Source organism: Acidimicrobiia bacterium, from assembly GCA_040289475.1.
GTDB lineage: Bacteria > Actinomycetota > Acidimicrobiia > ATN3 > PSLF01 > PSLF01.
Genome location: PSLF01000011.1, coordinates 35,194 through 60,530 on the forward strand (window position 1 = coordinate 35,194; position 25,337 = coordinate 60,530).

Annotated in this window: 24 protein-coding genes and 1 other RNA gene; 16 read left to right on the forward strand and 9 right to left on the reverse strand. The window is 55.9% G+C overall.

The window, feature by feature from the left end:
* Window positions 1–32: 32 nt before the first annotated feature.
* The 7 genes from C4318_06915 (at window position 33) to C4318_06945 (ending at window position 4,974) form a co-directional block, all read left to right on the forward strand.
* A complete protein-coding gene (locus tag C4318_06915; GenBank protein MER3454867.1) occupies window positions 33–506 on the forward strand; it encodes a DNA repair protein in 474 nt (157 codons plus the stop codon).
* Between the two features lie 69 nt (window positions 507–575).
* Window positions 576–840: signal recognition particle sRNA large type (gene ffs / locus C4318_06920), an RNA gene on the forward strand.
* A 110-nt stretch (window positions 841–950) separates the two neighbouring features.
* Window positions 951–2,732, forward strand: a complete 1,782-nt coding sequence (locus C4318_06925) for a hypothetical protein (protein ID MER3454868.1) — start codon at window positions 951–953, stop codon at window positions 2,730–2,732.
* Between the two features lie 27 nt (window positions 2,733–2,759).
* Window positions 2,760–3,293, forward strand: a complete 534-nt coding sequence (locus tag C4318_06930) for a hypothetical protein (protein ID MER3454869.1) — start codon at window positions 2,760–2,762, stop codon at window positions 3,291–3,293.
* Window positions 3,294–3,321: 28 nt separating this feature from the next.
* Window positions 3,322–3,918 (forward strand): recombination protein RecR, encoded by a 597-nt coding sequence (locus C4318_06935; protein ID MER3454870.1) that lies wholly within the window; start codon window positions 3,322–3,324, stop codon window positions 3,916–3,918.
* 136 nt (window positions 3,919–4,054) lie between these two features.
* Complete coding sequence (locus tag C4318_06940) at window positions 4,055–4,294, forward strand: hypothetical protein (protein ID MER3454871.1); 240 nt, start codon at window positions 4,055–4,057, stop codon at window positions 4,292–4,294.
* A gap of 29 nt (window positions 4,295–4,323) precedes the next feature.
* Window positions 4,324–4,974 (forward strand): hypothetical protein, encoded by a 651-nt coding sequence (locus C4318_06945; GenBank protein MER3454872.1) that lies wholly within the window; start codon window positions 4,324–4,326, stop codon window positions 4,972–4,974.
* Between the two features lie 140 nt (window positions 4,975–5,114).
* Here the strand turns inward: C4318_06945 and C4318_06950 are convergent, their stop codons facing one another.
* Window positions 5,115–5,831: an oxidoreductase gene (locus tag C4318_06950; protein ID MER3454873.1), complete on the reverse strand. Its 717-nt coding sequence runs from the start codon at window positions 5,829–5,831 to the stop codon at window positions 5,115–5,117.
* A gap of 431 nt (window positions 5,832–6,262) precedes the next feature.
* Between C4318_06950 and C4318_06955 the strand changes: the two genes are divergently transcribed.
* The gene (locus C4318_06955) at window positions 6,263–7,123 is read left to right on the forward strand and encodes a hypothetical protein (protein ID MER3454874.1); all 861 of its coding nucleotides are present in this window, start codon (window positions 6,263–6,265) and stop codon (window positions 7,121–7,123) included.
* A gap of 25 nt (window positions 7,124–7,148) precedes the next feature.
* On the opposite strand, the gene C4318_06960 is transcribed toward C4318_06955, so the two are convergent.
* On the reverse strand, window positions 7,149–8,330 hold the full coding sequence (locus C4318_06960; GenBank protein ID MER3454875.1) for an acetyl-CoA C-acyltransferase: 1,182 nt from the start codon (window positions 8,328–8,330) through the stop codon (window positions 7,149–7,151).
* 220 nt (window positions 8,331–8,550) lie between these two features.
* Between C4318_06960 and mce the strand changes: the two genes are divergently transcribed.
* The 3 genes from mce (at window position 8,551) to C4318_06975 (ending at window position 10,989) form a co-directional block, all read left to right on the forward strand.
* Window positions 8,551–8,952 carry a methylmalonyl-CoA epimerase gene (gene mce, locus C4318_06965; protein MER3454876.1) on the forward strand — a complete coding sequence of 134 codons (402 nt, stop codon included), beginning with the start codon at window positions 8,551–8,553 and terminating at the stop codon, window positions 8,950–8,952.
* A 118-nt stretch (window positions 8,953–9,070) separates the two neighbouring features.
* Window positions 9,071–10,648 carry a methylmalonyl-CoA carboxyltransferase gene (locus C4318_06970; protein ID MER3454877.1) on the forward strand — a complete coding sequence of 526 codons (1,578 nt, stop codon included), beginning with the start codon at window positions 9,071–9,073 and terminating at the stop codon, window positions 10,646–10,648.
* Window positions 10,645–10,989, forward strand: coding sequence for a hypothetical protein (locus C4318_06975; GenBank protein ID MER3454878.1), 345 nt, complete (start codon window positions 10,645–10,647; stop codon window positions 10,987–10,989). Before C4318_06970 ends, C4318_06975 begins: the two co-directional genes overlap by 4 nt.
* A gap of 135 nt (window positions 10,990–11,124) precedes the next feature.
* Here the strand turns inward: C4318_06975 and lnt are convergent, their stop codons facing one another.
* From lnt to C4318_06990, 3 genes are all read right to left on the reverse strand, one after another.
* Window positions 11,125–12,708 (reverse strand): apolipoprotein N-acyltransferase, encoded by a 1,584-nt coding sequence (gene lnt / locus C4318_06980; protein MER3454879.1) that lies wholly within the window; start codon window positions 12,706–12,708, stop codon window positions 11,125–11,127.
* Between the two features lie 111 nt (window positions 12,709–12,819).
* Window positions 12,820–14,439 (reverse strand): acetolactate synthase, encoded by a 1,620-nt coding sequence (locus tag C4318_06985; protein MER3454880.1) that lies wholly within the window; start codon window positions 14,437–14,439, stop codon window positions 12,820–12,822.
* 4 nt (window positions 14,440–14,443) lie between these two features.
* Window positions 14,444–14,962, reverse strand: coding sequence for a hypothetical protein (locus C4318_06990; GenBank protein ID MER3454881.1), 519 nt, complete (start codon window positions 14,960–14,962; stop codon window positions 14,444–14,446).
* Between the two features lie 232 nt (window positions 14,963–15,194).
* Between C4318_06990 and C4318_06995 the strand changes: the two genes are divergently transcribed.
* The 5 genes from C4318_06995 to C4318_07015 all read left to right on the forward strand — a co-directional run bounded on the left by C4318_06995 (window position 15,195) and on the right by C4318_07015 (window position 20,642).
* The gene (locus C4318_06995) at window positions 15,195–16,472 is read left to right on the forward strand and encodes an acyl-CoA dehydrogenase (GenBank protein ID MER3454882.1); all 1,278 of its coding nucleotides are present in this window, start codon (window positions 15,195–15,197) and stop codon (window positions 16,470–16,472) included.
* A gap of 44 nt (window positions 16,473–16,516) precedes the next feature.
* Window positions 16,517–17,413 (forward strand): mycothiol conjugate amidase Mca, encoded by an 897-nt coding sequence (gene mca / locus C4318_07000; GenBank protein ID MER3454883.1) that lies wholly within the window; start codon window positions 16,517–16,519, stop codon window positions 17,411–17,413.
* Entirely contained in the window at window positions 17,413–18,609 is a 1,197-nt protein-coding gene (locus C4318_07005; protein ID MER3454884.1) for an AI-2E family transporter, read from the forward strand. Before mca ends, C4318_07005 begins: the two co-directional genes overlap by 1 nt.
* A gap of 84 nt (window positions 18,610–18,693) precedes the next feature.
* Window positions 18,694–19,428, forward strand: coding sequence for a hypothetical protein (locus C4318_07010; protein ID MER3454885.1), 735 nt, complete (start codon window positions 18,694–18,696; stop codon window positions 19,426–19,428).
* 122 nt (window positions 19,429–19,550) lie between these two features.
* Window positions 19,551–20,642 carry a hypothetical protein gene (locus tag C4318_07015; protein ID MER3454886.1) on the forward strand — a complete coding sequence of 364 codons (1,092 nt, stop codon included), beginning with the start codon at window positions 19,551–19,553 and terminating at the stop codon, window positions 20,640–20,642.
* On the opposite strand, the gene C4318_07020 is transcribed toward C4318_07015, so the two are convergent.
* The 4 genes from C4318_07020 to C4318_07035 form a co-directional block, all read right to left on the reverse strand.
* Window positions 20,637–21,833: a hypothetical protein gene (locus C4318_07020; GenBank protein ID MER3454887.1), complete on the reverse strand. Its 1,197-nt coding sequence runs from the start codon at window positions 21,831–21,833 to the stop codon at window positions 20,637–20,639. The genes C4318_07015 and C4318_07020 overlap by 6 nt on opposite strands.
* Before the next feature lie 67 nt (window positions 21,834–21,900).
* Window positions 21,901–22,749, reverse strand: coding sequence for a 3-hydroxybutyryl-CoA dehydrogenase (locus tag C4318_07025; GenBank protein MER3454888.1), 849 nt, complete (start codon window positions 22,747–22,749; stop codon window positions 21,901–21,903).
* 235 nt (window positions 22,750–22,984) lie between these two features.
* Entirely contained in the window at window positions 22,985–24,490 is a 1,506-nt protein-coding gene (locus C4318_07030; protein MER3454889.1) for a hypothetical protein, read from the reverse strand.
* A complete protein-coding gene (locus C4318_07035) occupies window positions 24,459–25,322 on the reverse strand; it encodes a hypothetical protein (protein MER3454890.1) in 864 nt (287 codons plus the stop codon). The genes C4318_07030 and C4318_07035 overlap by 32 nt, the downstream gene beginning before the upstream one ends.
* Between the last annotated feature and the right edge of the window lie 15 nt (window positions 25,323–25,337).

The following is a 25,337-nucleotide window of genomic DNA, read 5'->3' on the forward strand; positions in this document are numbered from 1 at the left end:
ACTCTAATCGACGTCTAGACGAGTTTTTGGACATGCTCGAATCTCATGCCATTGCATTTTTGGTGGACATTAGGAGATGGCCCTCATCTCGTAAGTTTCCTCACTTCAACAAAGATTCACTTTCCACGGCCCTCGAACAGCGCGGCATTGAGTACGAGTGGATTGAGCAACTCGGGGGATATCGAAAGCCCAGCCCAAACTCGCCCAACACAGGGTGGAAAGTAGGGTCGTTTAGGGCTTACGCCGATTTCATGCAAACGCAAGAATTCGAGCGAGCCCTTGCGAGGATCGAGAACAAGGCTAAGGACAAACGCACGGTTCTCATGTGTGCAGAAGCACTTCCGCACAGGTGCCACAGGCGCCTCCTCTCCGATGCTTTTGTTGTAAGAGGATGGCAAGTTCGCCACATACGCGGGAGAGACTGCGAAATCCATTGTCTACCCGCATTTGCGCGAGTCGAAGGAAAGAAACGGATCTCCTACCCGGGAGAGGCGAAGCTTTTTTAGAGCTAGGCTGTCCAGATGATTTACGCTCCCGGTGAGGGTTAATCGCGCATCCCTTATACTTTGCAGTGGCCGTGCTAGGCGGGGAGCTAGGGGTACCCTGAACCGGAAATCCCCTTCACGCCGGGCCGAACTCCTGCCTGCGACCGCGGAAAGCTGGGTAGCTCCAAGGTGTGCCGGCGCATACGGTCGGGTCCTACGCGACGGCGCCCTGCGAACCGAGTCAGGTCCGGAAGGAAGCAGCTCTAAGCAGGTGTGGCCGGGTGCCGTAGGAGCTCCTGGCCCAGTCGGCCCCTTCGGAGCGTTCAGCCGGAAGCGGGCAAGGGCAGGTGCACGGCCACAGCTCTTTAGAGATTTCGAAAGGTGCAAGAGCCAGTATGTCTAGCTAGGGGGGCCGCGCGGTGGCCCCAGCTAAGTCCGCCAAGATCGACAGAAGGTCTTATCCGCATGCCATTTTCCTCCCTTTATCAGAAATACCGCCCCCAGACGTTCTCGGAGATCATCGGACAGCCACACGTCTCGAGAACGCTTTCCAACGCGGTGGTACGGGGTCATGTATTCCATGCCTATCTCTTCTCGGGACCAAGAGGTACCGGAAAGACATCGACTGCCCGCATTCTGGCCAAAGCGGTGAACTGCGAGAAAGGCCCCACCCCAGAACCGTGCGGGCAATGCCAGGCCTGCACCGAGATAGCAGCAGGAACCTTCCCAGATGTGTTCGAGATCGACGCTGCGACCCACTCCAAGGTCGAGGAAACGAGGGACTTTCTATCCAACGTTCCTACCGGACTTTCAGCTCTGTCGAGGAAAAAGTTCTACATAATCGACGAGGTCCACATGCTTTCCTCCCATGCATTCAATGCGCTATTGAAGACTTTGGAGGAACCCCCTGAGCATATCGTGTTCGTTCTTGCGACAACAGAGCCTCAAAAAGTTCCTCCCACAATAGCCGGTAGGTGTCAGCACTTTGAGTTCAGGCTCATCACCCCCTCCGAGCTGGCAGAGCACTATACGAGTGTGTGCGAGAAGGAAGGTATAGATTTCGAGCCAGAGGCCATAGAGCGGGTGGCAGCTTTGGCAAGAGGATCCGTTAGGGATGGCCTCTCTATCCTCGACCAACTCATAGCAGCAACGGGTGGTCACATCACGAAGGAGAGCGTGTCGTCTATCGCCGGCGACGACGAAACTACCACGTCTGTTTCCCTCGCACGCTCAATAGCCACCGGCGACATCGAAAATTGTTTAGCAGTCGTTGCATCTTTATCCGAGAGCGGCAAAGATTTCAGATCCTTTGCTCAACACTTCGCAGCCTACCTCCGGAATCTGATGGTGGCATCGTATCTACCCACCCGGCAGACCCAGGCAGTTGCAGGAGTAGATCCGCAAAGCGCAGAGGAACTGGCTGAAATCGCCAAGCTGATGGGAAGACCATCTATTTTGCGGTGTCTCGAAATTACAGGCGACGTGCTCGCGTCCATGGCATCTGGAGGACCACCCCAGCTCGCGTTCGAGCTCGGAGTAGTAAGAATGTGCAAACCCGAAGAAGCTCCCTCGTTGGCAGAGCTGGCACGCCGTGTGGAGGAGCTCCAAGAGAAACTTGTCCGCCTGGAACGAAAACTCGCTTCAGGGACGGCAAGGGGCCACGAGTCGGATCGAGAACGAGGCGTCAGCGCGGAAGAGAAGGAGGGCGGCGAAACGGTGCTCAGGCCGCCTGGAGCCTCGGACAAGGAAAAAGATCTCGTCACACCTAAAAAGGTCCCAGAAGCGGCATCTTCTCCCCTGGGCTACCCGAGTTCCCAGAGCGGTACGCTAACAAACTCGGTTTCGCTTGTATCTCAATGGGAGCAGCTGCTCTCGGCCCTCAAGGGCGCAAAGAAAATGAAGGCCCGGGCCTTACTCCAAGAAGCTCGGCCGGTCGAGATCGACGGATCTACCCTCATAATCGAGTACCCCGAAAAATTTGAGTTTCACGCCAAAGGTGCTGAGGCACTCAGGGCCGTGATAGCTCCCGAGATGACGTCGGTGTTCGGCAGTCCACTCAATATATCCGCTCGGGTCGTATCCTCCGACGAGAGCGGAAACAGTGGGCAGGAAGCGGAGGATTCTGGTAAGAACAACCAGGGCTCCGAAAACAGCTCTCCGAGCTTCCCTCGCAATAGGGCTAGAGCCCGCGAGATAGCGGACAAGTTGATAAAAGAGGAGTTAGGAGGGACCCCGCTCTACGATTGAGCGCTACTAGTTTCACCATCCAGCTGGATGGGAGCATCCTATCGAGGTAGTCCAATGAGCAAGAAGCCCAAAAAGAAAAAATCGTTGCCACCGAAGAGCGCTTCCGGGCTAGGGAGCATCCAAAGTTTCGATATCGCAGAGCTTCTGGCCAATGTAGAGAGGGTGCAAAAAGAGTTGGTCGAGTCTCAGCAGTATCTTCGAGATCGAACGGTTGAAGGGAGCGCCGGGGGAGGCATGGTTCGAATTTCATTAAAGGGAGATCACAGGGTGGCAGGAGTAAAAATCTCACCTCAATGCCTTGACCCAGAGGATATCGAAGTGTTAGAAGACCTAATAGCAGCGGCGATAAACGATGCTCTCGCAAAGCTGGAAAGTCTTGCTGCAACTGAAGCCCAGGGCACTCTTTCCCAGCTGGGTCCCATCCCTGGCCTTGATGAGTTCCTCGGTCAGAGCCTGATGTCCGGCCCCGACCCGACTTCTTCCTTGAACTCCTCGTCTAGCCCAGACCGAGGACCCAGAAGCCATCACCTGGGTGCCGACGAATCCGATCACAACGCCTGAGCGAGCCAAGTCTTCTAGGAGCAATCCGTTGTTTGAACCTCCGATAGAAGACCTCATAGAGCAGTTCTCTCGCCTTCCGAGCATCGGCAGGAAGACGGCGCAGCGCATTGTGTTCCATTTACTAAAGACGGGGGGAAAACAAATCGACGCGCTTGTGTCTGCGCTCATCCAGGTAAGAGACTCGATATCACTGTGCCTCGAGTGCTTCAACTACGCAGCTGGTGACAAATGCTCCGTTTGTTCAAATCCGCGTCGGGATCGCTCGTTGATCTGCGTAGTAGAGTCCCCTCAGGACATACTCGCCATCGAAAAGACGGGTAGCTTTCAAGGTCTCTACCACGTGATCGGCGGATCATTGAATCCCATAGAAGGGATTGGACCAGAGCAACTGCGCATACCGGAGCTTATACGCCGACTGGATGCGGGCGAGGTAAAAGAGGTCGTTATCGCCACTAACCCCAACGTGGAAGGCGAGACTACTGCGATGTACTTGGCAAGAACTCTCAGGCCGAGAGGAGTTACCGTGACGCGGCTCGCAAGCGGTCTTCCCGTAGGATCCGATCTTGAGTACGCGGACGAACTCACCTTGGGGCGTGCCTTCGAGTGGCGTCGAGAAGTGGAGTAGTTTTTCGAATTGCTTCGAGTGGGGTACCCGAGATATTGGAGAGATCCGCGGTTGACTCAAAGGTCAATCAGAACATAGAAGTATCGATACGGCAGGCAGCTACAGGAGGCAGTGACTGACACTGACGAGAACCAAATTGGAGGTCGCGATCGAAAATCTTATCGAACACATGAACGGTAAACCAGACACTGCCCCGTGCGACTCGTGCGGAGCCTTGACCCTTGTCGAAGATTTGCAGCCGGTACGAAGAATGTACTACGAAGACGTGGAAAACCCCGAGCCGGTTCCTCAAGAACAGGTTGAAAGATGGTGTAGCGGTTGCCGAGAGACCTACCCGAACATTGAAGCAGAGCTCCCATACGACTCGACCTTATAAACAACGCGTAAGACGAGGTACGGGCAGCGTTGAATAAGAAGATTGCCGTATATGCATCCGCCGGGGTAGTAATTGCTGCGGTACTAACTGCCCTCATCGTCGGCGTACTGAGCAGGTCTAGCACGCAGAACGAGGGACGAGATGAGCACTCAAAAGGGGAGCTCGAGACAGGAATCAAAGATCCAAGAGGTCGAGATCTCCCCCGTCCGAACCCAGAAAACACTGTCGTTCCTCCCCAAGACATTCAGCCACTTGGAGAGGAGCCTATCTTTATCCCCAAAAACGAAATGCCACCTCAGGCACTTCCACCTGACGCTACTGCGATCATCAAGACGACAGGTGGAATCAGAGAGACTGAACCGTCTAAGGCAGTGGTTATCTGCTCTCCGATGCCAACGAACGAGTATTGGGTCGAAATAGAAGATGCTAAATTAGGCGACCGAACATGGCGATCGAACTTCAAGATCGACAACTTCCACGGGGACGGAACCTATGAGGTGCCCGTGGGGATGGCAATGCGATACCCGGATGGACAACTGTTCCCGTACGCCGATGGAAAATCTATTGTCGAAATTTCCGGAGGTGGAACGAAGGGAACGATAAGGGCCGAGATGTACTTTCTCGAAGGCTTGACTAGCGTGTCGCTAGCGTACAGGTGTGGCGGGGCTGGGAGCCCATGAAACCCGCATCTTTTGGCGAGTCCGGTCTTTCCAAAACACGGATTCTAACGCTTTTTGGCAAAAAAGACCGCGCATGCCACGCCTAAAAGGAAATCTCTAAACCGAAATCTCTAACCCTACGGTGTCCACCGTGGTACTGCTCAGTCGTACTTCTCTAGCTTGATTCGCTCGGGTGGGACCCCCAAATCTATAAGTGCCTTTTCGGAGTTCTCGCACATCTCTGGAGGCCCACAGATATAGCACAGAGCGCCCGCAGGTAGGTGGGCCTCTATCATCTCCTTGTCTATACGCCGGTGATATCGGACTCGTTCGTCATTCGGAGACCGGGTTAGGGTGTGGATCACTTCAAGGTTAGGCATCCGGGATTCGATCTCGGCCAGCTGGTCTCTGTGGATTATGTAATCCCAGGATTTGGAGCTATATAACAGCGTGATGGGAATATCGTGGATTTTTAGCTCGTCGCAGTAGCGGATCATGCACATGAGAGGCACGATACCGGAACCTGCGGCTATCAGATATAAAGGTCCTCCCAAGTCCGGAGTCCACACGAACTTCCCGAAGGGCCCTCTGGTAGGAACCACGTCGCCGACTCCGATGTTGTCGCACATGTGCTTCGAAACTGTCCCGTCCTCGAACTTGCGAATCGTCAGATCGATGAAGTCCTTGTTGGTAGGGGACGAGTCGATGGAGTAAGCCCGTTGCACCCGTCCTCTGTCGGGAAACTCGAACCTGATGTTCACGTACTGTCCCGGAAGAAAATCAATGGGCTGTTCAAGGTCGAGACGGAACGTTTTTGTCTCGGGGGTCTCGATGAAAACTTCTCTCACCTTGGCTTCTTGCCATGGTGCTGCAGGCATTTGCTTCAGACCTCCTCGGATGGTCGCTTCACTCTGGCCACTATCCTATAGGCGGTCGGGCTTGCTGTAGCCGAAGACTCTGGAAAGGACTCCCGACCTCAATGCAACTGCGGGCGACGAGTGTAACCGGCATCCCAACAAAGCGCTACTTCTGAATGAAATCTCTTCGACCTTGCCCGAGTAGTCGCAATGGCGTATTCCAAGAAGCGACAGCACGATCCGATACTATTTGCAGCTGAGCAGATCCCACTACGGGTTGTGAAAGGAATAAAGGGCGGATGTGTGCGCCTGATACTGTCAACTGTCCAGCTTGTGGCTTCCCGAACATGCCGGGAGTTCGCGCCTGTATCTCGTGCCAGTCCCCCCTTCCTCAACCGCAGCTTCCAGTAGAAGAAACCGGGGTGAGCCCGAGGCTCCAGCCTTCCTCGAATGTGCAGCCCTCGCCGAGTCGTCCCAACCCTCTGCCGGTTTCCCTGGACGACTCTCCCCAAAGTCCATCGGAGATCATCGAGCGGCTGCGGCAAGTTAGGGGGGAGGATTTTCTACGATCGCTGGAGATGATGGCAGCCCCGGACAATAAGACGAAACTCGATGGGGAACTGGACAACACGTATGCGGCGGCTGTCAGGGCGTCGGCTTCATCCGAGAATGTCGAGGTCCTGACCGCTCAAACATCACCTCGGCAAGCACAAAGTTACGTACCGCCGAACCCCGACCCATGGATGGTCGATCATCATGAGCTGAAAGCCGTGGAGGCTCCAGATCCATGGAGAGTTCGTTTACCGCAGTACGTCGGTTCGTCTGGGTCCGCCACCAAACCATCTCGGAGAAACGGTTACACGCCCATCGACCTGATCTCCGGCGTCGGGATTCTCGCTCTACTAGCCTCTATAGCAATGCCGTGGATTTCCGTGCACGGCACGACCGAGGGACAGGCGCTGGGCCCTGGCTCTCTCCCTATTTCGCTTCTGGTAACCGGAGTATCCGGATCATACCCGTTACCCTGGCTCACAGCAGCGTCGGTATTAGCCGTGCTGGTGCTCATCGCAGTAGTAGGCCTGGCGGTGCCCCGCAGCCAGCTGGCGGCCACCGGCCTCACTATCGCAGGGTTACTAGCAATCCTGACTCCCGCGGCATTCCTGGTAAAACTAGCCCTCTCCGGAGAGACTGGCGCCACTGGCGAGATCGCCTATGTGCCAGACCCCGGAATGTACGTCGCTTTGGGAGGCGCCCTAGTCGTGCTGCTAGGTGCAGCCCTGAGAAACGCTGGCGCGCTTGCCCACCGGCACTAGGCACAAAGAACAGGGCGCGAGGATCTTAAAGCGAGCGAAGAACGATCGCGTCGCCCTGGCCTCCACCGCCGCATATCCCCACAGCTCCCAACTTTGCCTGCCGCCTCTTTAGCTCCATAGCCAGTGTCAGCGTCAGACGTGCGCCGGAAGCACCGATAGGATGCCCCAAAGCAACGGCTCCACCGTTCACGTTGACTATGTCGTTCGGAATCCCAAGTTCCTTTGCAGACTGAATTGCGACAGCTGCGAAAGCCTCGTTGATCTCGTATAGGTCGATCTCGGTTACGCCCAAGCCTGCCTTGTCGAGAGCCTTCAAAATCGCTCGGGAAGGTTGGCTATGCAACGTCGCGTCGGGTCCCGCTACCATTCCGTATGAGACGATCTCGGCTAAAGGCGTTACTCCCAATGATTCTGCTTTTTCCTTGCTAGCCACAATGACCGCACATGCTCCATCCGAGATTTGGCTGGCGTTTCCTGCAGTTATTGTCCCCTCTTTATCGAAGGCAGGAGGAAGCTTGGCAAGCGACTCAGGGGTGGTTTCGGGCCTGATCCCCTCGTCCGAGTCGACCGCAATGGGGTCGCCCTTGCGCTGGGGAACCTCGACAGGAACGATCTCCTCGCCGAGCTTTCCCGCCTTCGTAGCGGCAGCTGCTCTCTCGTGGGACATGGTGGCCCAGAGGTCTTGCTCTTCCCTGGTGATGCCCAACCGGGCATTGTTTCGGTCAGATCCCTCGCCCATGTGGCAGTGGTCAAACGCGCACCACAGACCGTCATAGATCATGGAGTCGATCACCTTGCCATCGCCCATGCGCAGCCCACTTCTGGCACCGGGCATCAGGTACGGAGCTTGCGTCATGGACTCCATACCTCCGGCTACTACAAGATCGGCCTCGCCAGTTTGGATCATCTGATCTGCTAGATAAATTGCGTTGATTCCCGATAGACACACTTTGTTGACCGTGAGGGCGGGCACTTCCATCGAGATGCCCGCCTTACTCGCAGCCTGCCTCGCAGTGATCTGGCCTTGGCCAGCCTGCAAGACCTGCCCCATAATCACGTAATCTATGTCTTCAGCTCTGACACCTGACTTCGATAGGGCGCCCTGAATGGCAAAACCCCCAAGGTCCATCGCCGTGAACTTGGATAGACTGCCCATGAACTTCCCAATGGGCGTCCTAGCACCATCTAGAATCACCGAACCTGCCATCGTGTGCTCCTTTCTGCAGCAAGAATCAGCGGGTGCGCAACAATTTTGGCAACCCCGACCCACCTCGTAGTCTATCGCTGAGCGAGCCTCGAGAAACCACCTAACCGCAGTAACCCCGAAAAGCCAAGACCAATCTGGTGTCACACTCGCATTGTTTAGGTACCCTTTTGGCCGACGGCTATGCCAACTTAGACGCGCCAGATCGTATGGAGGTTTGGGCATGAAGCTCGCGAAGGTGGATCACATCGGGATCGCAGTCAGAGACCTAGATGCCGCAATTGAGTATTTCGCTCGACGCTACGGGGCAAAAGTCGCGTCTCGCGAGGAGATCCCCCAAGACAAAGTTGAAGAAGCGATGATCCAAGTAGGCGAGTCTTACATTCAGCTCCTCGCCCCCACGGCCGACGACTCACCGGTCGCCAAGTTTTTGGAGAAACGAGGTGAGGGTATCCACCATATAGGCTTCGGCGTCGAGAACCTCGACGGGTTGCTCGAGGAGCTAAGCGCTCAAGATGCACAGCTAATCGACGATCGTCCTCGCCTTGGTGGCGGCGGGAAAATGGTCGCGTTCGTTCACCCCAAGGATGGACCTGGAATCCTCGTGGAGCTAGTACAGGAGTGAGTGAATGTGCACGAACAATTTGTCGTGTTGGGTAGTCGAAACCTCTAAAACAGATAAAACAGAGAGCGCGAGGTAGTCAAACCCCGGAAAAAGACAAACGGTACGAGAGAAGGTGAGGATGAGTAGTTCCCAAGAGCCTCCGAGACCCACTACAGCAGAACGCCTCGCTGACCTGAAGAGGCGCCGAGACGAAGCTCTACACGCCGGATCGGCCAAGGCGGTGGAGAAGCAGCATGCCAAGGGCAAGCTGACCGCTAGGGAGCGGCTGGAGCTACTTCTGGATCCTGGAAGCTTCGTCGAGCTAGACCAGTTAGCGCGCCACCGCTCTACCGCATTCGGTATAGACAAGGAGCGGCCCCTGGGCGATGGCGTCGTAACTGGGTGGGGCCGAATAGACGGTAGGAAGGTTTTTGTTTTCTCTCAAGACTTCACCGTTTTCGGGGGCTCATTAGGGGAAGTGTTCGCTGAGAAAATCTGCAAAATCATGGACCTTGCAATGGCAACTGGCGCACCGGTAATCGGGATAAACGACTCCGGGGGAGCCAGAATTCAAGAGGGAGTGGTGAGCCTCAACGGCTACGGCAGGATCTTTGACCGAAACGTCCAGGCCTCCGGAGTGATCCCTCAGATCTCGGTGAACATGGGGCCTACGGCAGGTGGGGCCGTCTACTCGCCTTCGATGACAGACTTCATCTTCATGGTAAAGGGCACCTCGCACATGTTTATTACTGGACCAGACGTCATAAGGGCCGTCACAGGAGAAGAAGTAACCTTCGAAGAGCTAGGTGGAGCGATGACTCATGCCTCTCGATCGGGAGTAGCGAGCTTTGTCGCCGACGACGAACCCTCCTGCCTAGAGGCAGTGAGGTACCTTCTCTCGTTTCTCCCCTCCAACAACATGGAAGAGCCCCCTTCATACGAGTGCGAAGACGATCCATCGAGATGCGACACAGCGCTAGACTCGGTTATTCCAGACTCTCCCAACAAACCTTATGACATGCGCCACGTCATAGAGATGGTCGTTGACGAAGGGGAGTTCTTCGAGGTCTTCCCGTACTGGGCCAAGAATATTGTCATTGGGTTCGCTAGGCTCAACGGTCACCCGGTAGGAATAGTGGGCAACCAACCCATGGAGATGGCCGGCACTTTGGATATCGACTCGTCTACTAAAGCAGCCCGGTTCGTGCGGTTCTGCGACGCTTTCAACATCCCCTTAGTTGCCTTTGTGGACGTTCCAGGTTTTCTTCCCGGCACAGATCAGGAGTATGGGGGCATTATCCGCCATGGCGCTAAGCTGCTCTATGCATTCTGCGAATCGACAGTTCCACGAATGACGGTCATCACCAGAAAAGCGTACGGCGGAGCTTACGTCGTCATGAACTCCAAGTCGATCAGGGCCGATTACTGTGTCGCTTGGCCTACTGCAGAAATCGCTGTGATGGGTTCTCAAGGAGCCGTCGAGATCATCTTTCGCAAGGAAATCGCTGCCGCCAAAGATCCTGAAGCCAGGCGACGTGAACTGATCGCCGAGTACGAGGCTCAATTCGCAAATCCCTACATCGCTGCCGAGAGAGGTTACATTGACGAGGTGATACTTCCCTCCGAGACGCGGCCTCGTCTCATCAGTGCGCTCGAGGTCCTTCTCGACAAGCGAGAGTCGCTGCCGCACCGCAAGCATGGAAACATGCCGCTATGAACCCTCGAGCATCGGGAGTAGAAAACAACTCGAATTCTACGGTGACAGTCGGAGAAAGTCGTGGGGAGCTATTTACGCCTAACGCCGACTATGCATTTGTGATCACTCCCGAGCCCACGCCAGAGGAGACATCGGCGATAACCGCAGCAGTCGTCGCGATCATGCAGTCAGAGGCTTCTGCTTCGACAGAGCGCCAACGAGCTACCATCGAACCATCTAAAAAGCGTGCTGCCTGGAAGGCAGCACGCAGGCCACGACCGACCCCCCATCTCATGAAAGGTTTAGAGCCATCTTTTGCGTGGAAACTTTCAGGGCTCCTGGGAAAGCCCTACGGCCGGTGACAGTCAGGACATTGTCGGTCCGGTTGGGAGATAACCAGAAAAAGTGGCTGACTCGCTTCGCCCATTCGCCTTGAACTATAGGATGAGTAGACAGTTTCATACGCATCTTCCGCTCAAGACGGGTTGGGTTCACAGCTATTCAGAGCTTCCGCGCCTTGGGTTCGCCAACACCCAGAGTCCGCCCACGACCGCGCTTAGCAAGATGGATGCCCACACTACCCAGTCGCCCGCGATTGAATACACTGTGTCTCGCTGAAAAAGAGGAATGTCTACACTCCAGGTACCCTCGTACTCTGTGCTCACATAAGCGAGTTGGGCGCCGTAGGCGTCGAACGCTGCAGACACTCCGCTCAGCGTTGCGTGTATGACCGGCCTTCCCGTCTCGGCGGCCCGAATAGCGGCTAAGGAAGCGTGCTGTCGGGGCAACCAGCTCCGCTGGAAGGTCGTATTAGCGGATTGAACAACAATGACATCCGATCCCTTCTGTGCGAGAGACCGACTCATATCCGGGAAAGCCGACTCGAAGCATATAAGTGGAGCAACGCTCACGCCCGCCTTCGAAAGCTGCATCACCACATCATGCTGTCCCCTTCCCCGATCTTCACGTGCGGCATCTGTGAACCAACTGACCCAACCCATAAGTGGCCTTGCGGGAACGTACTCCCCAAACGGAACGAGCCTTCGCTTGTCATAGCGGAACTTGGGCCCGTCGGCGTCAACCAGAAGAGAGGTTTTGTATATGGAGCCTGTCCGAGAACGTGCATCTACATTGGCTAGCAGAGGTGCACCGGTATCCGAAGCCAGAGCCTGTAGCCGTTGCATGTAAATATCGTGCAAGAAAGGATCCTCGCCGAGGGAGGACTCACCCCACACCACTAGGTCGTAGCCTTTCTGAAGCGTTAGGGTCATCGCCTCCGCCACAGTGAATCGCTGTTCTGCGGGGCCTATTGGTCCCGGTTGGACCCCGGCTATCCGCAGAACACGGGCATACTCCGGCGGGCGTCTCGTCGACGCTACAATCCACGCTGCTGCAATCGCGACTGCGAGAGAAAGCAAGCATGTCGTAACAGCACCTGAACTAGGGAGCTCCCTGCCCCCCCAAGATTCGAAAGAACGCTGCCGAGCGAAGAGTACCGATGCTGCGATTGCCGTATTTACGGCTACGACGACCCACCCCACAAACCACACACCACCCCACGAAGCGATTTCCAGTCCCCACAAAGAATTCCACTGAGTAGCTCCTAGAAGAGCCCATGGACCCCCGAGGCGGTCCCATGAGCGTCCGGCCTCTGCTAAAACCCAAAACGAAGGGACAAGGCACAGGGCTCTATACACCCGACCTCGACCTAGAGTGGCCCTGGCGGCAAGGGCCCACGGGAGCCACGTAGCACCAAACATGGCCGCAATAAAAGGTTGAAAAACATGCGTTTTATGGGTCATCCAGTAATGGGTCGTCAAAAAGAACGCAGCCCCCCCTGTCCATCCCAGAAACGCAGCTTGCTTCCTACTCTCGGTTCTGGAAAGGACCAAAAGCACCGGGACAAGACATACAAGAGCGAGCGGCCACAGAGAAGGAGCAGGGAACGCCAGCGTTGCTGCCGCGGGAGACACAGCAGCCAATCCCTTGAAAAGTCGTTTCCTAAAAGCCCCGCTCGATTCGGGCAGCAGCCTGCTGTAGCTTTTCTCGGAAGCCCTTTGTGACAGGGCTGTCATAACCATCTTCTGGAGTACTTCTCCAGTATGTACTCGCAAAAATTTTTATGCTCTCGGAGCAGAACTGCGGGGAGCCGGGCAAAATACTTACCGCCACGCCTCCGGACGGTTCGTTCCTCAAGCGAGGTTCGAGCTTCTTGGGTACACCTGGTTGGGATCGGTAACAACATTAACGAGAGCAGGCTTGCCGGCTTCGAAAGCTCGATCGATGGCCGGCCCAAGCTGTGAAGGATCGGTTACGAACTCGCCGTGTCCCCCGAGCGCCTCAACAACGAGATCATAGCGGCACTCTGCTTGTAAGTCGGCCGCCACATCGTAGCCATACAGCGCTCTCATAGGGTGCTTCTCGAGTCCCCAGATTCCGTTGTTGGAAAGGATCCCTACGACAGGTACGTCGAACCTGACCAGAGTGTCGTAGTCAATTCCCGAGAAGCCAAATGCCCCGTCCCCGAAAAGGATGACTACTTGCCGATCTGGGTGTACCAACTTCGCAGCCAGGCCGTACCCCGGTCCGGTTCCCAAACAGCCGTAAGGGCCGGGATCCATCCAGCATCCTGGCTCGAACACGTCGATGTAGCGCCCGGCAAAAGATACGAAGTCTCCTCCGTCGCATATGACTATTGCGTTCCGCTCAAGTCGTTTACGTAGTTCCCCGTATACACGACGGGCATCGATAGGTTTCGACTCCGAAGCCATCTCAGAGGCATCCTTTTCCCGTCTGGATTCCTCTTCTGCTTGCAGCCTTCCTATCCACTCGCTGCGATCACAGGGTCTGACTCCGGCAGCTATCTCCTCGAAAATCTCGCTGAGAGGACCGGCTGCGCTGGCCACTAGCTCGACATGGGACGCCAACATATCAGGGTGATCGGCGATGTGAACCACTCGAGCTCCGCCAAAGCGCCCGAAATTGAGGCGAAAATCAAGAGGCGTACCCGCCACCACTACCAGATCGGCTTCTTTTAGCGCTAGCGACCTGGATCTCGAAAAGCAAAGTGGGTGGTCGGCGGGGAGGCAGCCTCTCCCCATCCCGTTTAGAAACGTCGGGATTCTAGCTCTTTCGACCAGTGCCCGAAGCGCCTCCCATGCTCCGTCCCAGTACACATCCGACCCCCCTACGAGCACTGGGCGCTCTGCCCCTTCTAAAGCCTTCACCACACTCGAAGAATCACCTGCTGTCGCACGGGACAATCCTCGCAAAATCAAACTTTCGTCTAGATCTGCTTCCCCTGGAACGAAAAGAACGTCGAGTGGAAAATCGACGAAAGCCGGCCCCCTGTGAGGTGTCAAAGCTTCCGACACGCAAAAAGAAAGGAGCTTGGGAATCTCGGCCGTCGAGGTAGCAGTTGCCGCTGCTTTTGTCACTGACCTGACCACCGGTATGTGGTCGAACTCTTGTAAGCTTCCCTCACCCCATCTCGCTTGGGGGGCTCTTCCAGCGAGAACAACGAGGGGCGAACCATTGAAGTGAGCCGTGGTGATGGCGGATATGCCGTTGGTAACCCCGGGTCCAGCGGTAAGGGCTACAAATCCGGGTTTTCGGGTTAATTTGGAGTATCCCTCCGCTGCAAAAGCAGCCGTCTGCTCGTGGCGAGTGTCCACGATCTCGATTCCCCCGAGCTTTACGCACCCGTCATAGATGGGGAAGATGTGACCTCCTGAAAGAGTAAACAGGTATTCTGCCCCCCACCTCTTCATCACCTCAACTGCTAGCATGCCGCCGTGACCTTGTAAGCGCATTACGCTACTCCCTCATAATCTCGTCGCCTATCTTATGTGATCTTCGAACAGAGTCCTCGAGGTCCGTGGGGAAGGCATTGCTCCATAGCGCTTTCAATATTGCCGTTACAACCCTAGGATCGAACCCCGCGAGGCGCTCTGCTACTTCGAGAGCCCTCGAATGGACGCTGTTCGCCTCAACCACCTCGTTCACAACTTCTTCGAGCGCGAACGAAGCTGAATCGCCAGCAATCCGATAATCGGTTGCCAAGAGCATGTCGGTTCCCTGCCCCCGGCAGTGGCCGTTGACAGCAGCCACGATCGGTTTGAGGGGGCGGTCGACTTGTAGAGTTGCTTTCGGAGCCGCTTTCAGTCCGGCGAATTCTTCGTCGCTAATACGTTCCCCTCGAGCCACTCTCCTACCGGCTGGAATGGTTTTCTTTTGGTCCATCCCAGCACAAAAAGCATCTCCTGAGCCCGTAAGAACTGCCACCCGAATCTTGTCATCCTGTATTACGATCTGCCAGGCCTTTGCAAGTGCCAAAAGAGTCGGGGGTCCAGCGCGTTCTTAACCTCGGGCCTGGAAAGTGTCAGCACGGCAACTCGTCCGTCGGCGACAAGCTCGAAGTTCAAGGCCATTTGCGATCTCCGTCGGTCAACGTTGTCACAACACAGGCTACGAGAAACCGACCTAGCCCTGTATCCTTGTAAGTGTCGGGAAGCGACCGCACCAGTAGACCTCGACACGCTCAGCCTCAGAATTGTCTCGAGGTAGGTTGGACTACTCAGGAGTCGCCATGCGCTGGAAAATTGAAGACACCCCCGAGATGGCCGCATTCAGGCAAGAGTTTAAGGATTGGCTGGCGTCTGTTCTACCCAAGGGATGGATGGAATCTATCGACTCCGGCGACGACGACCGATTCGCCGAAATCCGAAAAAAGAGCTCGATCAATCCGTTCACCTGGATGAGAACGATTGGAGAAAGCGGGTACGCAGCACCTCTCTGGCCGAAAGAGTACGGGGGACTGTCGGGAGAAGCATGGATGCAGCGCATCGTGCGCGAAGAACTGTCCCACTACCGCCTACCGCTTTTCGGTCCCAATATTTTGGGAATCGGGCTGGCAGGCCCTACGATCATCGAGCACGGCACCGAAAAGCAAAAGGAGCGATACCTCAAGAAAATCCTCACAGGAGAAGAAATCTGGTGCCAGCTGTTCTCGGAACCTGGAGCCGGCTCTGACCTGGCCTCATTGTCCACGAGAGCAGTGCGTGACGGCGACGAGTGGGTAGTCAATGGTCAAAAGGTGTGGACTTCTATAGCTCAGTACGCTCACTTCGGAATGCTCCTGGCGCGTACCAACCCCGACGTACCCAAACACGAAGGACTCAGTTACTTCATCGTCGACATGAAATCTCCGGGGGTCGAGGTTCGGCCCCTCAAACAAATGACAGGCGGATCAGAGTTCAACGAGGTTTACTTCACCGACGTGCATATTCCTCACGAAAACCTAGTGGGCGGCGAGGGAAACGGGTGGGTGTGTGCTCGTACGACGCTCATGTGGGAACGGATAACACTATCGGGACTATCCCTTGACACCGCATCTCTGGTCGGCGGAACTCGCAAAGACCCGTGGGAAGCGTTTCTTGACGCAATTCCAGATCGGAAAGATCCTCTCGTCCGCCAGCACCTCGCAAAAATCTTTTCGGAGCAAGAGATAAAAGAGGCAACCGCTTTTAGGGCGCAGCTCTCTCGGGCTGGTGGCAAGGAGGCAGGACCCGAGGGATCCTTTGCCAAGTTTTTCAACGCCGAGTTCAATCAGAGGAAGACGAACTTCGCGGTGACAGCGGCACGGATGGGCGGGGTGGCCTGGACTCCAGGTGACAAGGAGGCCGAAGCGCGTGCGCAAGCTTTTTTGCGGGCGCGAGCCAACACGATCGAGGGCGGCACGTCCGAGGTACTGAGAAATGTCGTGGGCGAGAGAGTTCTAGGTCTTCCAAGAGAACCAGAGGTCGACAAAGGAGTCCCTTGGAAAGACATCAAACGCTCGGGCTAGAGACGGTATTCGACGCCACGCACCCGCGCCCCCGGGTAGTAAAGCTGAAGAGCGGGGCCTGTTACTGGGATGTTACGCCCGACAACAGAGACTCCGAGCTAGCCCTTCTAGCAGTCCATGCACACCCCGACGATGAAGCGTCGAAGGGTGCGGCGACGCTGGCAAAATATGCCGATGAAGGAGTGCGCACTAGCGTTGTTACGTGTACGGGCGGGGAGCGGGGAGATATTCTCAATAAGCGGCTCGACAAGCAAGAGCTGGCTGCCCATATCGCAAAAATACGTGCCAGAGAGATGGAGGAGTCCGCACGCGTCTTGAACCTCGCCCGGCACTATTGGCTGGGATTCGAGGACTCAGGCTTCCCCGCTGGTGATGCCAAGCTACCCGACGGATGTTTTGCAAACGTACCTTTAGAAGTACCGACGCGCCGCCTCGTAGAGATCCTAAGAAAAGAGCGGCCTCAAGTCGTTATCACCTACGACGAACTCGGCGGATATCCTCATCCAGACCACATACGTACTCACGAGGTGACTATGCGCGCCTTGTCGGCGGCGGCTGATCCGAAGTACGAGCCGGATCTAGGCCCTCCGCATACAACGACAAAGGTTTACTACCACGCATCTTTTGGGAAAGAGCGATTGGAGAAACTCCACCTGGCTCTGGTATCGCTTGGAGTGGAGTCTCCGCTCGACCAGATACTAGCATCGAGAAGAGGCGTCCCGGAGAAGCCGATCACCACAAAAATTCCGATTGTTGCCTGGCTTCCCCAGAGACGCAAAGCACTTCTCGCCCACCGAAGCCAGATCGACCCCGACAGCTTCTTCCTGAAGATCCCAGACGAACTACTCGCCGAAGTACTACCCACAGACGACTACTACCTCGTTACATCGACAGTCGAAACTGACATTCCCGAAGTCGATTTATTCGCAGGGATCCGGTGATGGTGAGTCCGGCCGTTGACAGTTTGGATTCCATGCCAGAAGAGGATTCTTCCGAAAACCGTAATTCATCATCACGCCTGAGATCCGCTCCCGACCTTTCCGTCGCTATTCTTACGCCCAAGAGCTTTTTGCAGATTATCGGGGTGGTTCTTGCTACCCTAGCCATCCTATGGCTCATCGAGCGCCTTGAAGAGCTACTAGTAATCTTCGTGGTATCGCTGTTTTTTTCTTTTGCCCTTGAACCCGCAGTAAATTTTCTCGCTCGCAGCGGAATGAGGAGGGGGCTGGCCACAGGTCTCATCTTCTTAGGAGTGGCACTGCTAGCTGGAGTTTTCATTTCCGCGATCGTCCCGGCCGTAATAGGTCAAGTGTCGCAGTTTATCCAGTCAGCTCCACAGATTTTGGAATCGGCGGCTCACTGGGCGCAAAGGGTTCCGGGTGCATCCCGATTGATAGCAGTAGATCCTTCCACGCACAGCATTCAGATTCAGCAAAGCTTGCGAGATTGGCTGCTAGGCCAGGCTGGCGACGTGCTTTCCGCCGGAACCCTAGCACTAGGAATCCTCTTCAAACTGATGATGGTCTTTTTTTTCACTTTCTACCTCGTCGCCGATGGACCTCGCTTCAGAAGACGCATTTGCTCTCTACTCCCCCCAGACCGCCAGCGTGTTCTCCTGCACGTATGGGAGATCTCAATCCAGAGGACAGGAAGTTTCATTTACACCAAGCTACTTTTGGGAACGATCTCCGCTGCGGCTCATACCATCTTTTACTTCGTCATAGGCGTACCCTATCCGCTGGCAATGGGGATATGGATGGGATTCGTTTCGCAGTTCATCCCCGTCATTGGAACTTACCTCGCAGTTGCTATTCCTCTGGTCGTCGCGTCCCTTGCGAACCCTCCCCTGGGGCTATGGGTCCTAGGTTTCGCTTTCGTTTTCCAGCAAATAGAGAATTACTTCGTGAGCCCCAAACTTTCAGAGAAGACAATGGATATCCACCCTGCTGTAGCGTTCGGGGCAGCTGTAGCCGGGGGGTATCTCTTAGGCGCAACGGGCGCGCTCCTGGGAATTCCCGTGGCCGCGATCATTCAGGCAATCGCTTCTTCGTACCTCCACCGCAAAGAACCGATTGCATCTCCCCTCCTAGCGAGCGATGAGGATCGGGCGATCGAAGACACTGACATTCAGGACTGAGTCGCTGTGGATTCGCGGCGCATCGAAACGTTTGCTAGTCGCACGCCCCAGTTGCGCCGAGGAAGAGGACGGCCGAAGATATCCGTGTCCAAAGGTCTTCGCATCGCCATCGTGTCCACTGGTGTGCTGGCTTCAGCTGTTTTTATCACTGTAGGTATAACGGGGTTGCGCAATCGCCAGATCGGTGCGGAAACCGTGACTTCGTCTCCGACAGCTCCTGCTCGCTCCGATAGCACAGAGATTGCGGGAAAGCTTTTGGAGCCTGTCGAGATCGCTAACGGATTTGCCTCGGTCGAGGCAGGGCCCCAGGGACTGGACGAGCTGACCAAGCGGCTGGGGGAACCAGAGGCCGAATTCGAGAGATCCCGCCTTCGAAATGCTGGGTTTCTACGCGCTGCGGTGACGATTGCTTATAAGCCCGCTGTATCACCCCCTCCGCTAACCGACACTGCGGTAACAGTCGAGATACTCGAGTTCGCTTCCGTGGACGGTGCTATGGCACAGCTTTCCCACGATGCCAGCGGCGGATTGGTTAAGGGCTTTGGTATCTCGGAGCCATACGAAAAGATCGAGGGTTACGCACCCGCTAGCCTCCGGGGGAGCGGGCCGCCAGGTGTTCTCGTCCGAAAATCTATTTCGGCAACTGCAGACAGTGAGACCCCGATAGCGCCGACACCTGAGCGCTCTAGGCACGTGGTAGCGGCAGCCGTTGTACGGGGTTCATGGGAGATCGTGGTTGAGCTTCGGTCCCCCAATCCGCCACCGCTTCAGGAGCTCGAGAGGATTCTAGCCCTGCAAGTATCGAAGCTGGGGCTGTAGACTCATCTTCGATCTCACGCATGCACAGTTCCTTGATAGAGGAACGGCCTATCAAATAAGGCCTGCCGCGCCGGCGGGCGAAGTATTTGTCTTGGAAGGTGTAACTGGTCCGGCTTTTTTGAGTGGCAGCAGGAGAAGGAGTTCCTATGAGTACCATAGCGATAACGGGTGTATCCGGATACATAGCCCAGCGCCTCGTTCAGCGTCTGGAGGCGGACAGCGACATCGAGCGGATCGTCGGAATCGACGTTGCAGAACCGAAGTTTCGCTTCCAGAAACTCGACTTCTACCGGCTCGATATTCGGGACCCTCACATAGCTCAGGTCTTTTCGGGCACAGACGCCGTCGTACACCTTGCCTTTGTTTTAAATCCGATGCAGGACGAGCAGTTGATGCGAGACATCAACGTAGAGGGGACGCGAAACGTTTTGAACGCTGTCGAGAAATCCGGTAGCAGAAAGCTCGTGTACACCAGCTCAATGGTGGCCTATGGAGCCCGCCCCGACAATGACTATCCCTTAACCGAGGAAAGTCCCCTTCGGGCCAATACCGACTTCAGCTACGCCGAGCACAAGCTAGAAGTAGAGCTACTCTTGCAAAAGTGGAAAGCGGATCACCCCGATGTGACGGTAACTATCTTTCGATTCGCGATCGTCTTCGGACGGCATGTCCAAAACTTCATCTCTCGCACCCTTGAGTCACCCCGCATCTTTGCCGTAAGGGGATACAGACCGCCCCTTCAATTCCTGCACGAGGAAGACGCCGCGGAGTCCCTGTACTTCGCATTGACGCACGACCTCGATGGCGCCTACAACGTATGCCCGGACGACGAGATTTCCTTTGAAGAGATACTGGAAATTGCGGGCAAAAAAACCATCGAGCTTCCTCAATCTGTGATGTTCTCGTTGGCCAAACTGGGGTGGAACGCCGGACTTCTCGAAGCCCCTCCAGGTGAGATCAACTACCTGATGTATCCAGCGATTATGTCCAACCGCAAAATCGTCGAGGCCGGCTTTCAGTTCAAGCACTCGAGCAGGGATGCCCTCGCCGATGCCTTGGATGCCAACCGCGGGTGGGTAACCATCGGAAGGTGGAGAATGCCCGAAAACGTGTACCGGTCGAGAGTAAACGCCGTGAAATCCGTCGGGCTGGCAATTGCGGGCGGTTACCTACTTCGCCGGCTTGCAAAGCGCAGAGCATCCAAGCGTCTATGATGCCGAGGGGTGAGTACCAGCCGATCTGCCAGGTCCGGAAGGTCCTCCCCCGGCGCTTTCGCCGTCTCGCAGCACCGGCAGTCTGACTACATATCGCCTGCCCTCCTCGGTGGGCACTTGGGTGACCTTACCGCCCACCTCTTCCACAAGGGCTCTGGCGATTGGAAGTCCAATCCGCCTGCTCCCAGCCGGATGTGCTCGTCTGGCCAAGCTTTCGACTGGAAAAACTCCCGATTTGTCTTCCACAACAATCTCGACCCATTTTCCCTCTGGCAAGCTCGAGACCGCTATCGGCGTGCCGGGCGGCGAAGACCTCCATGCATCGATAAGAAGATTGGCAAGAATACGCTCGAGAGTTTTCGAATCTAAGTCGACCAACGAGCGAGATCCTGGCCTCACGTCGATTCGCGCCCCGGGCAAAGATGGTAGAAGCTTGGCGGCCCTGGCCACAATTGAGTCGACCTCTGCGGGCCATATGGGTCGCGAATCTTCCTCAGCCTGCGATTCGGAAATCACTGTCTGAGGGCGTGAGTGAAGCCGTAGCGACTTGAGGTCAAAGCCGTACGCAGCAGAAACGATTTTACTTGCGTTCGACACCGCCTCCCGTTGATCGGCACCGGGATTCTGAGCAGCTTCCCTGGATATTGCCCCGAAAGAGCGGATGAATTCAAAAGGGTCTGCTTTTCCTTCAAGAGTGGCTTCGATCGCCTCGGCAACCTCCAGCTCCGACGCTGCCGATCTAGAGAGGGCCCGGGCCACCGTGATCACAGCTTTGGTTACGGCCCTTGGAAACCTGTCGTAAGCGGAGATAACCCCGTAAACACCATCACCGGTCGGTACCAGAGGAAAACCTATATATGCCCTAACGCCTGTCGCCCCTCCCTTCTCTCGGAAGTGAGAGTCGGCCAAAGTATCCGGCACTACTATGTACGACCTGAGGGCGACCACGTCTTCCTCAAAGGAGCCTGTCAATTCCCGTACTTGGCCTAGCTCTGGAATCCCAAATGAAGAGCTATCCTGTCCAGAACGGGCCACAGCTTCCACCCTGAGCGCTGCGCCAGCGACCTCCGAGACCAACTTGTACACTGCCACGGTCGCGAATTGGCTCGCCACTAGGAAAGCCTGCAGCAGGTCGAAAGTGGCTACCCTCGCTGCATCCAGCCGCTGCTCCAAAAAGTTGTCGAGACCCATTGCGCGTCCCCAGTTTGCGGCCTCGCCGGGCTATTGCACCGACGCAATCCCCATTCGTTCAGCGGTATTAATACTCGTAGAATCCCTCGCCCGACTTTCGCCCCAGCTTGCCAGCGGCGACGAGCCTCTTGAGAAGCGGGGCGGGTGCATAGTTGGGGTCTCTGAACTCCTCGTAGAGAGCCTCAATTATTGACAGCGAGGTGTCCAAACCTACCAGATCGAGAAGGGCGAAAGGCCCCATCGGGAACCCGCATCCTGCCATCATCGCCTGGTCGATATCATCTCGCGTGGCAACTGCCGACTCCAAAAGCTTCACAGCATTGTTGAGGTACGGAAAGAGAAGCGCGTTGACGATGAATCCTGCTTGGTCCTTCACGACTACTGGCTTTTTGCCCAGCGACTCCACGAATTCCCGAGCAATTTCGACCGTCTCCTCGGAGGTTGTGATCGCTTTTACCACCTCGACCAACTGCATTACAGGAGCTGGATTGAAGAAATGAATTCCCAACACTTTGTCGGCACGACTGGTTTGCGCTGCCATCTCGACAACCGGGAGCGTGGAGGTGTTGGTGGCCAACAGGCACTCCTCCTTACAAATATCGTCCAGGTGATTGAACAAGTCCTTTTTTGTAGCCAGGTCTTCTACGACGGTTTCTATAACCAAGTCACAGTCGGACAAATCCTTCAGGTCAGAGGTGGTCCGAATGCGGGAGAGCGTGGCGTCCTTGGTGGCCTCGTCGATTTTGGCTTTTTCCACCAGTCTGCTGAGATTCTTGTCGATGGAGCTAACAGTAGCCTCAGCCCGCTCACGAGTTCTTGAGCGAAGAACCACCTCTAAACCGGCTTGAGCGCACACCTGAGTGATACCCGAGCCCATGATCCCCGAACCCACAACACCGACCTTGGCTATCTTCATATCCAACCTCCTGCTAATTATGCGGTAGGGTCGTGCACTCGAACGAGCACGGGGCCGCATGGGTTTTCGTGTTAATCGAACCCAGCAGTCGCCCGCCTCGACGAACGGTACGATAAAGACTAACCCGCGTTTTCCAGCCCCTGCACTTGCCAGCGGCAATCTGAACGCTCTCAAGTGGCCGCAGTCTTTTCTGTTAGGAGCAATTACTCCCTAAAAATCTCGCTGCCTGATTGCTCTACCTGCGCTCGGGACCCTCGGGGGGCAGAGGAAGAGACAATTCAGGAGGAATAGGGACCCTTATGGGAGCAAGTCCGTCTACTACCTCGAACAGCTCCTCAACCGAGATGCCCTCGTCCGCATGGGCCGTAACCCATGATCTCTGGGTCTTTTTAATCGCCACCCGTCCCGTGGGATCGCTTCCGAAGAAAATCCGAGACCCAAAAGGTGTATCGGTGAGAGAAACACTTCCACTATTTAGGGACTTAGTGGATGGAGCTGGGCCTGATTGCGCGGCGATAGAAGTTGACGGCTCGCAGCCTGAGGGGACTTCTATCAGTTTGAGATGGCCCGAGCGGCCTCTTCCTGTATATGAAATAGTTAGCGGCTCGCACCTATTAGCATCGGGTCTCCGCTCAAGGCCAGTGAACTCGAGGCCAGCTGGGGGATTGGAAGGAACTAGTACCTCGAAACCGGCTCTTGCAATCGTTGTCTGACCGTCCGGAGACACAAAAGTTGTGTCGACAGGGATCTTGAACTCACCAACTGGATCAAATCCCCAAAACTCTGCAGAAGACTCCACCCTAACCCTGAATTTTGTTCCCGAGACACCCAGAGTGACCTCGACCCTTCGCAGCCTATTGTCGATTTGGTCGACATAAACTCGAGCAGTAAGCGAGTAAGTCGCCACTGTTTCTTGGACGGCCGTCACTTCGTCCGGATGTTTTCTCCCGTTCACGAACAACCAAACCGCTTCGGGAAGCGGAAGGCGCTGCAAGCCGTCGAGCGCGGTCGGAGAGGGGCTCGGCGAACCAGGAGAGGGAAGCGTCGGAGACTGTGAAACCGAAGGGGGCTTTCGGACTTTTTCTACGGCCTCCTTGGGAGGCAAGGCCCTTTTTCCGCTTACAGACAGAGTATAAACGTCTACCGGATGGCCTCTTACCTCGGCCTGACCAGCCAGCTCCGGATCCTTAAAAAGCGACAGTAAAGAGCGAAGGCGATCAAAGACGGTGTCAGGAGAGCCCAGAGGAGGCAAGGCATGTGCCAGAGCTCCGAAGGGGTCCATGAGACCGGATCGCCCGGAGAACCACAAGGGCTGTCCGGGCGCTCTGACAGCACCCGGTACTTCTTCCAACGAGAGCCACGTTTCCGCTTCGCCAGAGTTGGGTAAAACATTTTGTCCAGAGAGAATGGCATCGATTCCCTCGGTGGCTCTCCACACCGCAGGCCTCTTGCGTAAAGTCATTCTGTAACCCTTGCCTGCGCGCGAAGAGCCCTCTGCGACGTACTCTGCTAAGGGAAGTAGGCGATCGGCGGCATCCTCGCTAGCAGCGTCTAGAACGAGAATCCCGCTAGACCAGAACTGGAACATCTCTCCGCCGGATGCACTCTTCTCCACCGCCGAGAAGAGGTCTTTGCGAGGCGGCGGGGGACTTCCTACACAGCCCTGGGCCAGCACAGCGAAAAGCAGAATCGCAGCAGCCGCCTGCTTGCTATGCCTGCGGCGCTTGTTGTTGGGGAACACCCGAGTTCTCCGACGAAGGCTGCGACGGAGGGTCTTCTTGTATCGTCACCCACTCAATGTATAAATCACGGGCAGGCTGACCGTCGCCGTTGGCAGCAGGCGTCCCAACCGAAAAAGCTTGGTCTAGGTACTCCATGCCCTCGATCACCTTGCCAAAGACCGTGTAATTGGGAGGTATTCCAACCGAGTCTTGTATTACAAAGAAGAACTGACTGCCATTTGTGTCAGGCCCGGAGTTTGCCATAGCCAGCATGCCTCTCCTGTAGCCCTCTCGTTTAGCTACCTCCAGCTCGTCACGAAATCCGGTGCCATAGGGATTCCCGGTTCCGTCATTTTTCAGCCCATCTCCGCCTTGAAGGATCTTCATGGAGGGCGTGTTGACTAAGCGGATAAACCTGGATCCTGTGTAGTGGCCCTCGCACGACAAAAAGACGAAGCTGTTGGCCGCCCAGGGAGCCTCCTTGGCAAGCAGCTCGACCTTGACGACACCAAAGGTGTAAATGTTGATCGAGGCTATGTATCGCCTCTGAGGATCGATCATAGGAGGGGGAGGACCGGGGTATTCGCGGGGAGGGTTTGTTACCTCCGGGACGGGGCACATCTTGCCGGGACCAGGGGTAAACGTAGCCGGCTCTGGAGCTAGCTCCGCCTTGCTCTCCTTTTTGCTGGAACGGCCAGCAATCATAGCGCCCAAAACTACGCTGCCAGCGACAGCTATACCGACAACTACGAGCGCAATTGTCTGTCGTCGCCGTAGCTGCGCTTTTTTACGGGCTTCTTCGGCTTGTCGACGTCGGGTCTTTTTTCTTTGAGTCTTGGAACGATTCGTCATGCTATTGGCTGTATA

Coding starts and splice junctions, on each gene's coding strand:
- C4318_07025 (MER3454888.1), bottom strand. CDS start 22,749: ATGAAGATAGCCAAGGTCGGTGTTGTGGGTTCGGGGATCATGGGCTCG.
- C4318_06960 (MER3454875.1), bottom strand. CDS start 8,330: ATGGCAGGTTCGGTGATTCTAGATGGTGCTAGGACGCCCATTGGGAAG.
- lnt (MER3454879.1), bottom strand. CDS start 12,708: ATGGTTATGACAGCCCTGTCACAAAGGGCTTCCGAGAAAAGCTACAGC.
- mce (MER3454876.1), top strand. CDS start 8,551: ATGAAGCTCGCGAAGGTGGATCACATCGGGATCGCAGTCAGAGACCTA.
- C4318_06975 (MER3454878.1), top strand. CDS start 10,645: ATGAACCCTCGAGCATCGGGAGTAGAAAACAACTCGAATTCTACGGTG.
- C4318_06985 (MER3454880.1), bottom strand. CDS start 14,439: ATGCGCTTACAAGGTCACGGCGGCATGCTAGCAGTTGAGGTGATGAAG.
- C4318_07005 (MER3454884.1), top strand. CDS start 17,413: ATGGTGAGTCCGGCCGTTGACAGTTTGGATTCCATGCCAGAAGAGGAT.
- C4318_06930 (MER3454869.1), top strand. CDS start 2,760: ATGGGAGCATCCTATCGAGGTAGTCCAATGAGCAAGAAGCCCAAAAAG.
- C4318_06925 (MER3454868.1), top strand. CDS start 951: ATGCCATTTTCCTCCCTTTATCAGAAATACCGCCCCCAGACGTTCTCG.
- C4318_07035 (MER3454890.1), bottom strand. CDS start 25,322: ATGACGAATCGTTCCAAGACTCAAAGAAAAAAGACCCGACGTCGACAA.
- C4318_06915 (MER3454867.1), top strand. CDS start 33: ATGCTCGAATCTCATGCCATTGCATTTTTGGTGGACATTAGGAGATGG.
- C4318_06950 (MER3454873.1), bottom strand. CDS start 5,831: ATGCCTGCAGCACCATGGCAAGAAGCCAAGGTGAGAGAAGTTTTCATC.
- C4318_07020 (MER3454887.1), bottom strand. CDS start 21,833: ATGGGTCTCGACAACTTTTTGGAGCAGCGGCTGGATGCAGCGAGGGTA.
- C4318_06970 (MER3454877.1), top strand. CDS start 9,071: ATGAGTAGTTCCCAAGAGCCTCCGAGACCCACTACAGCAGAACGCCTC.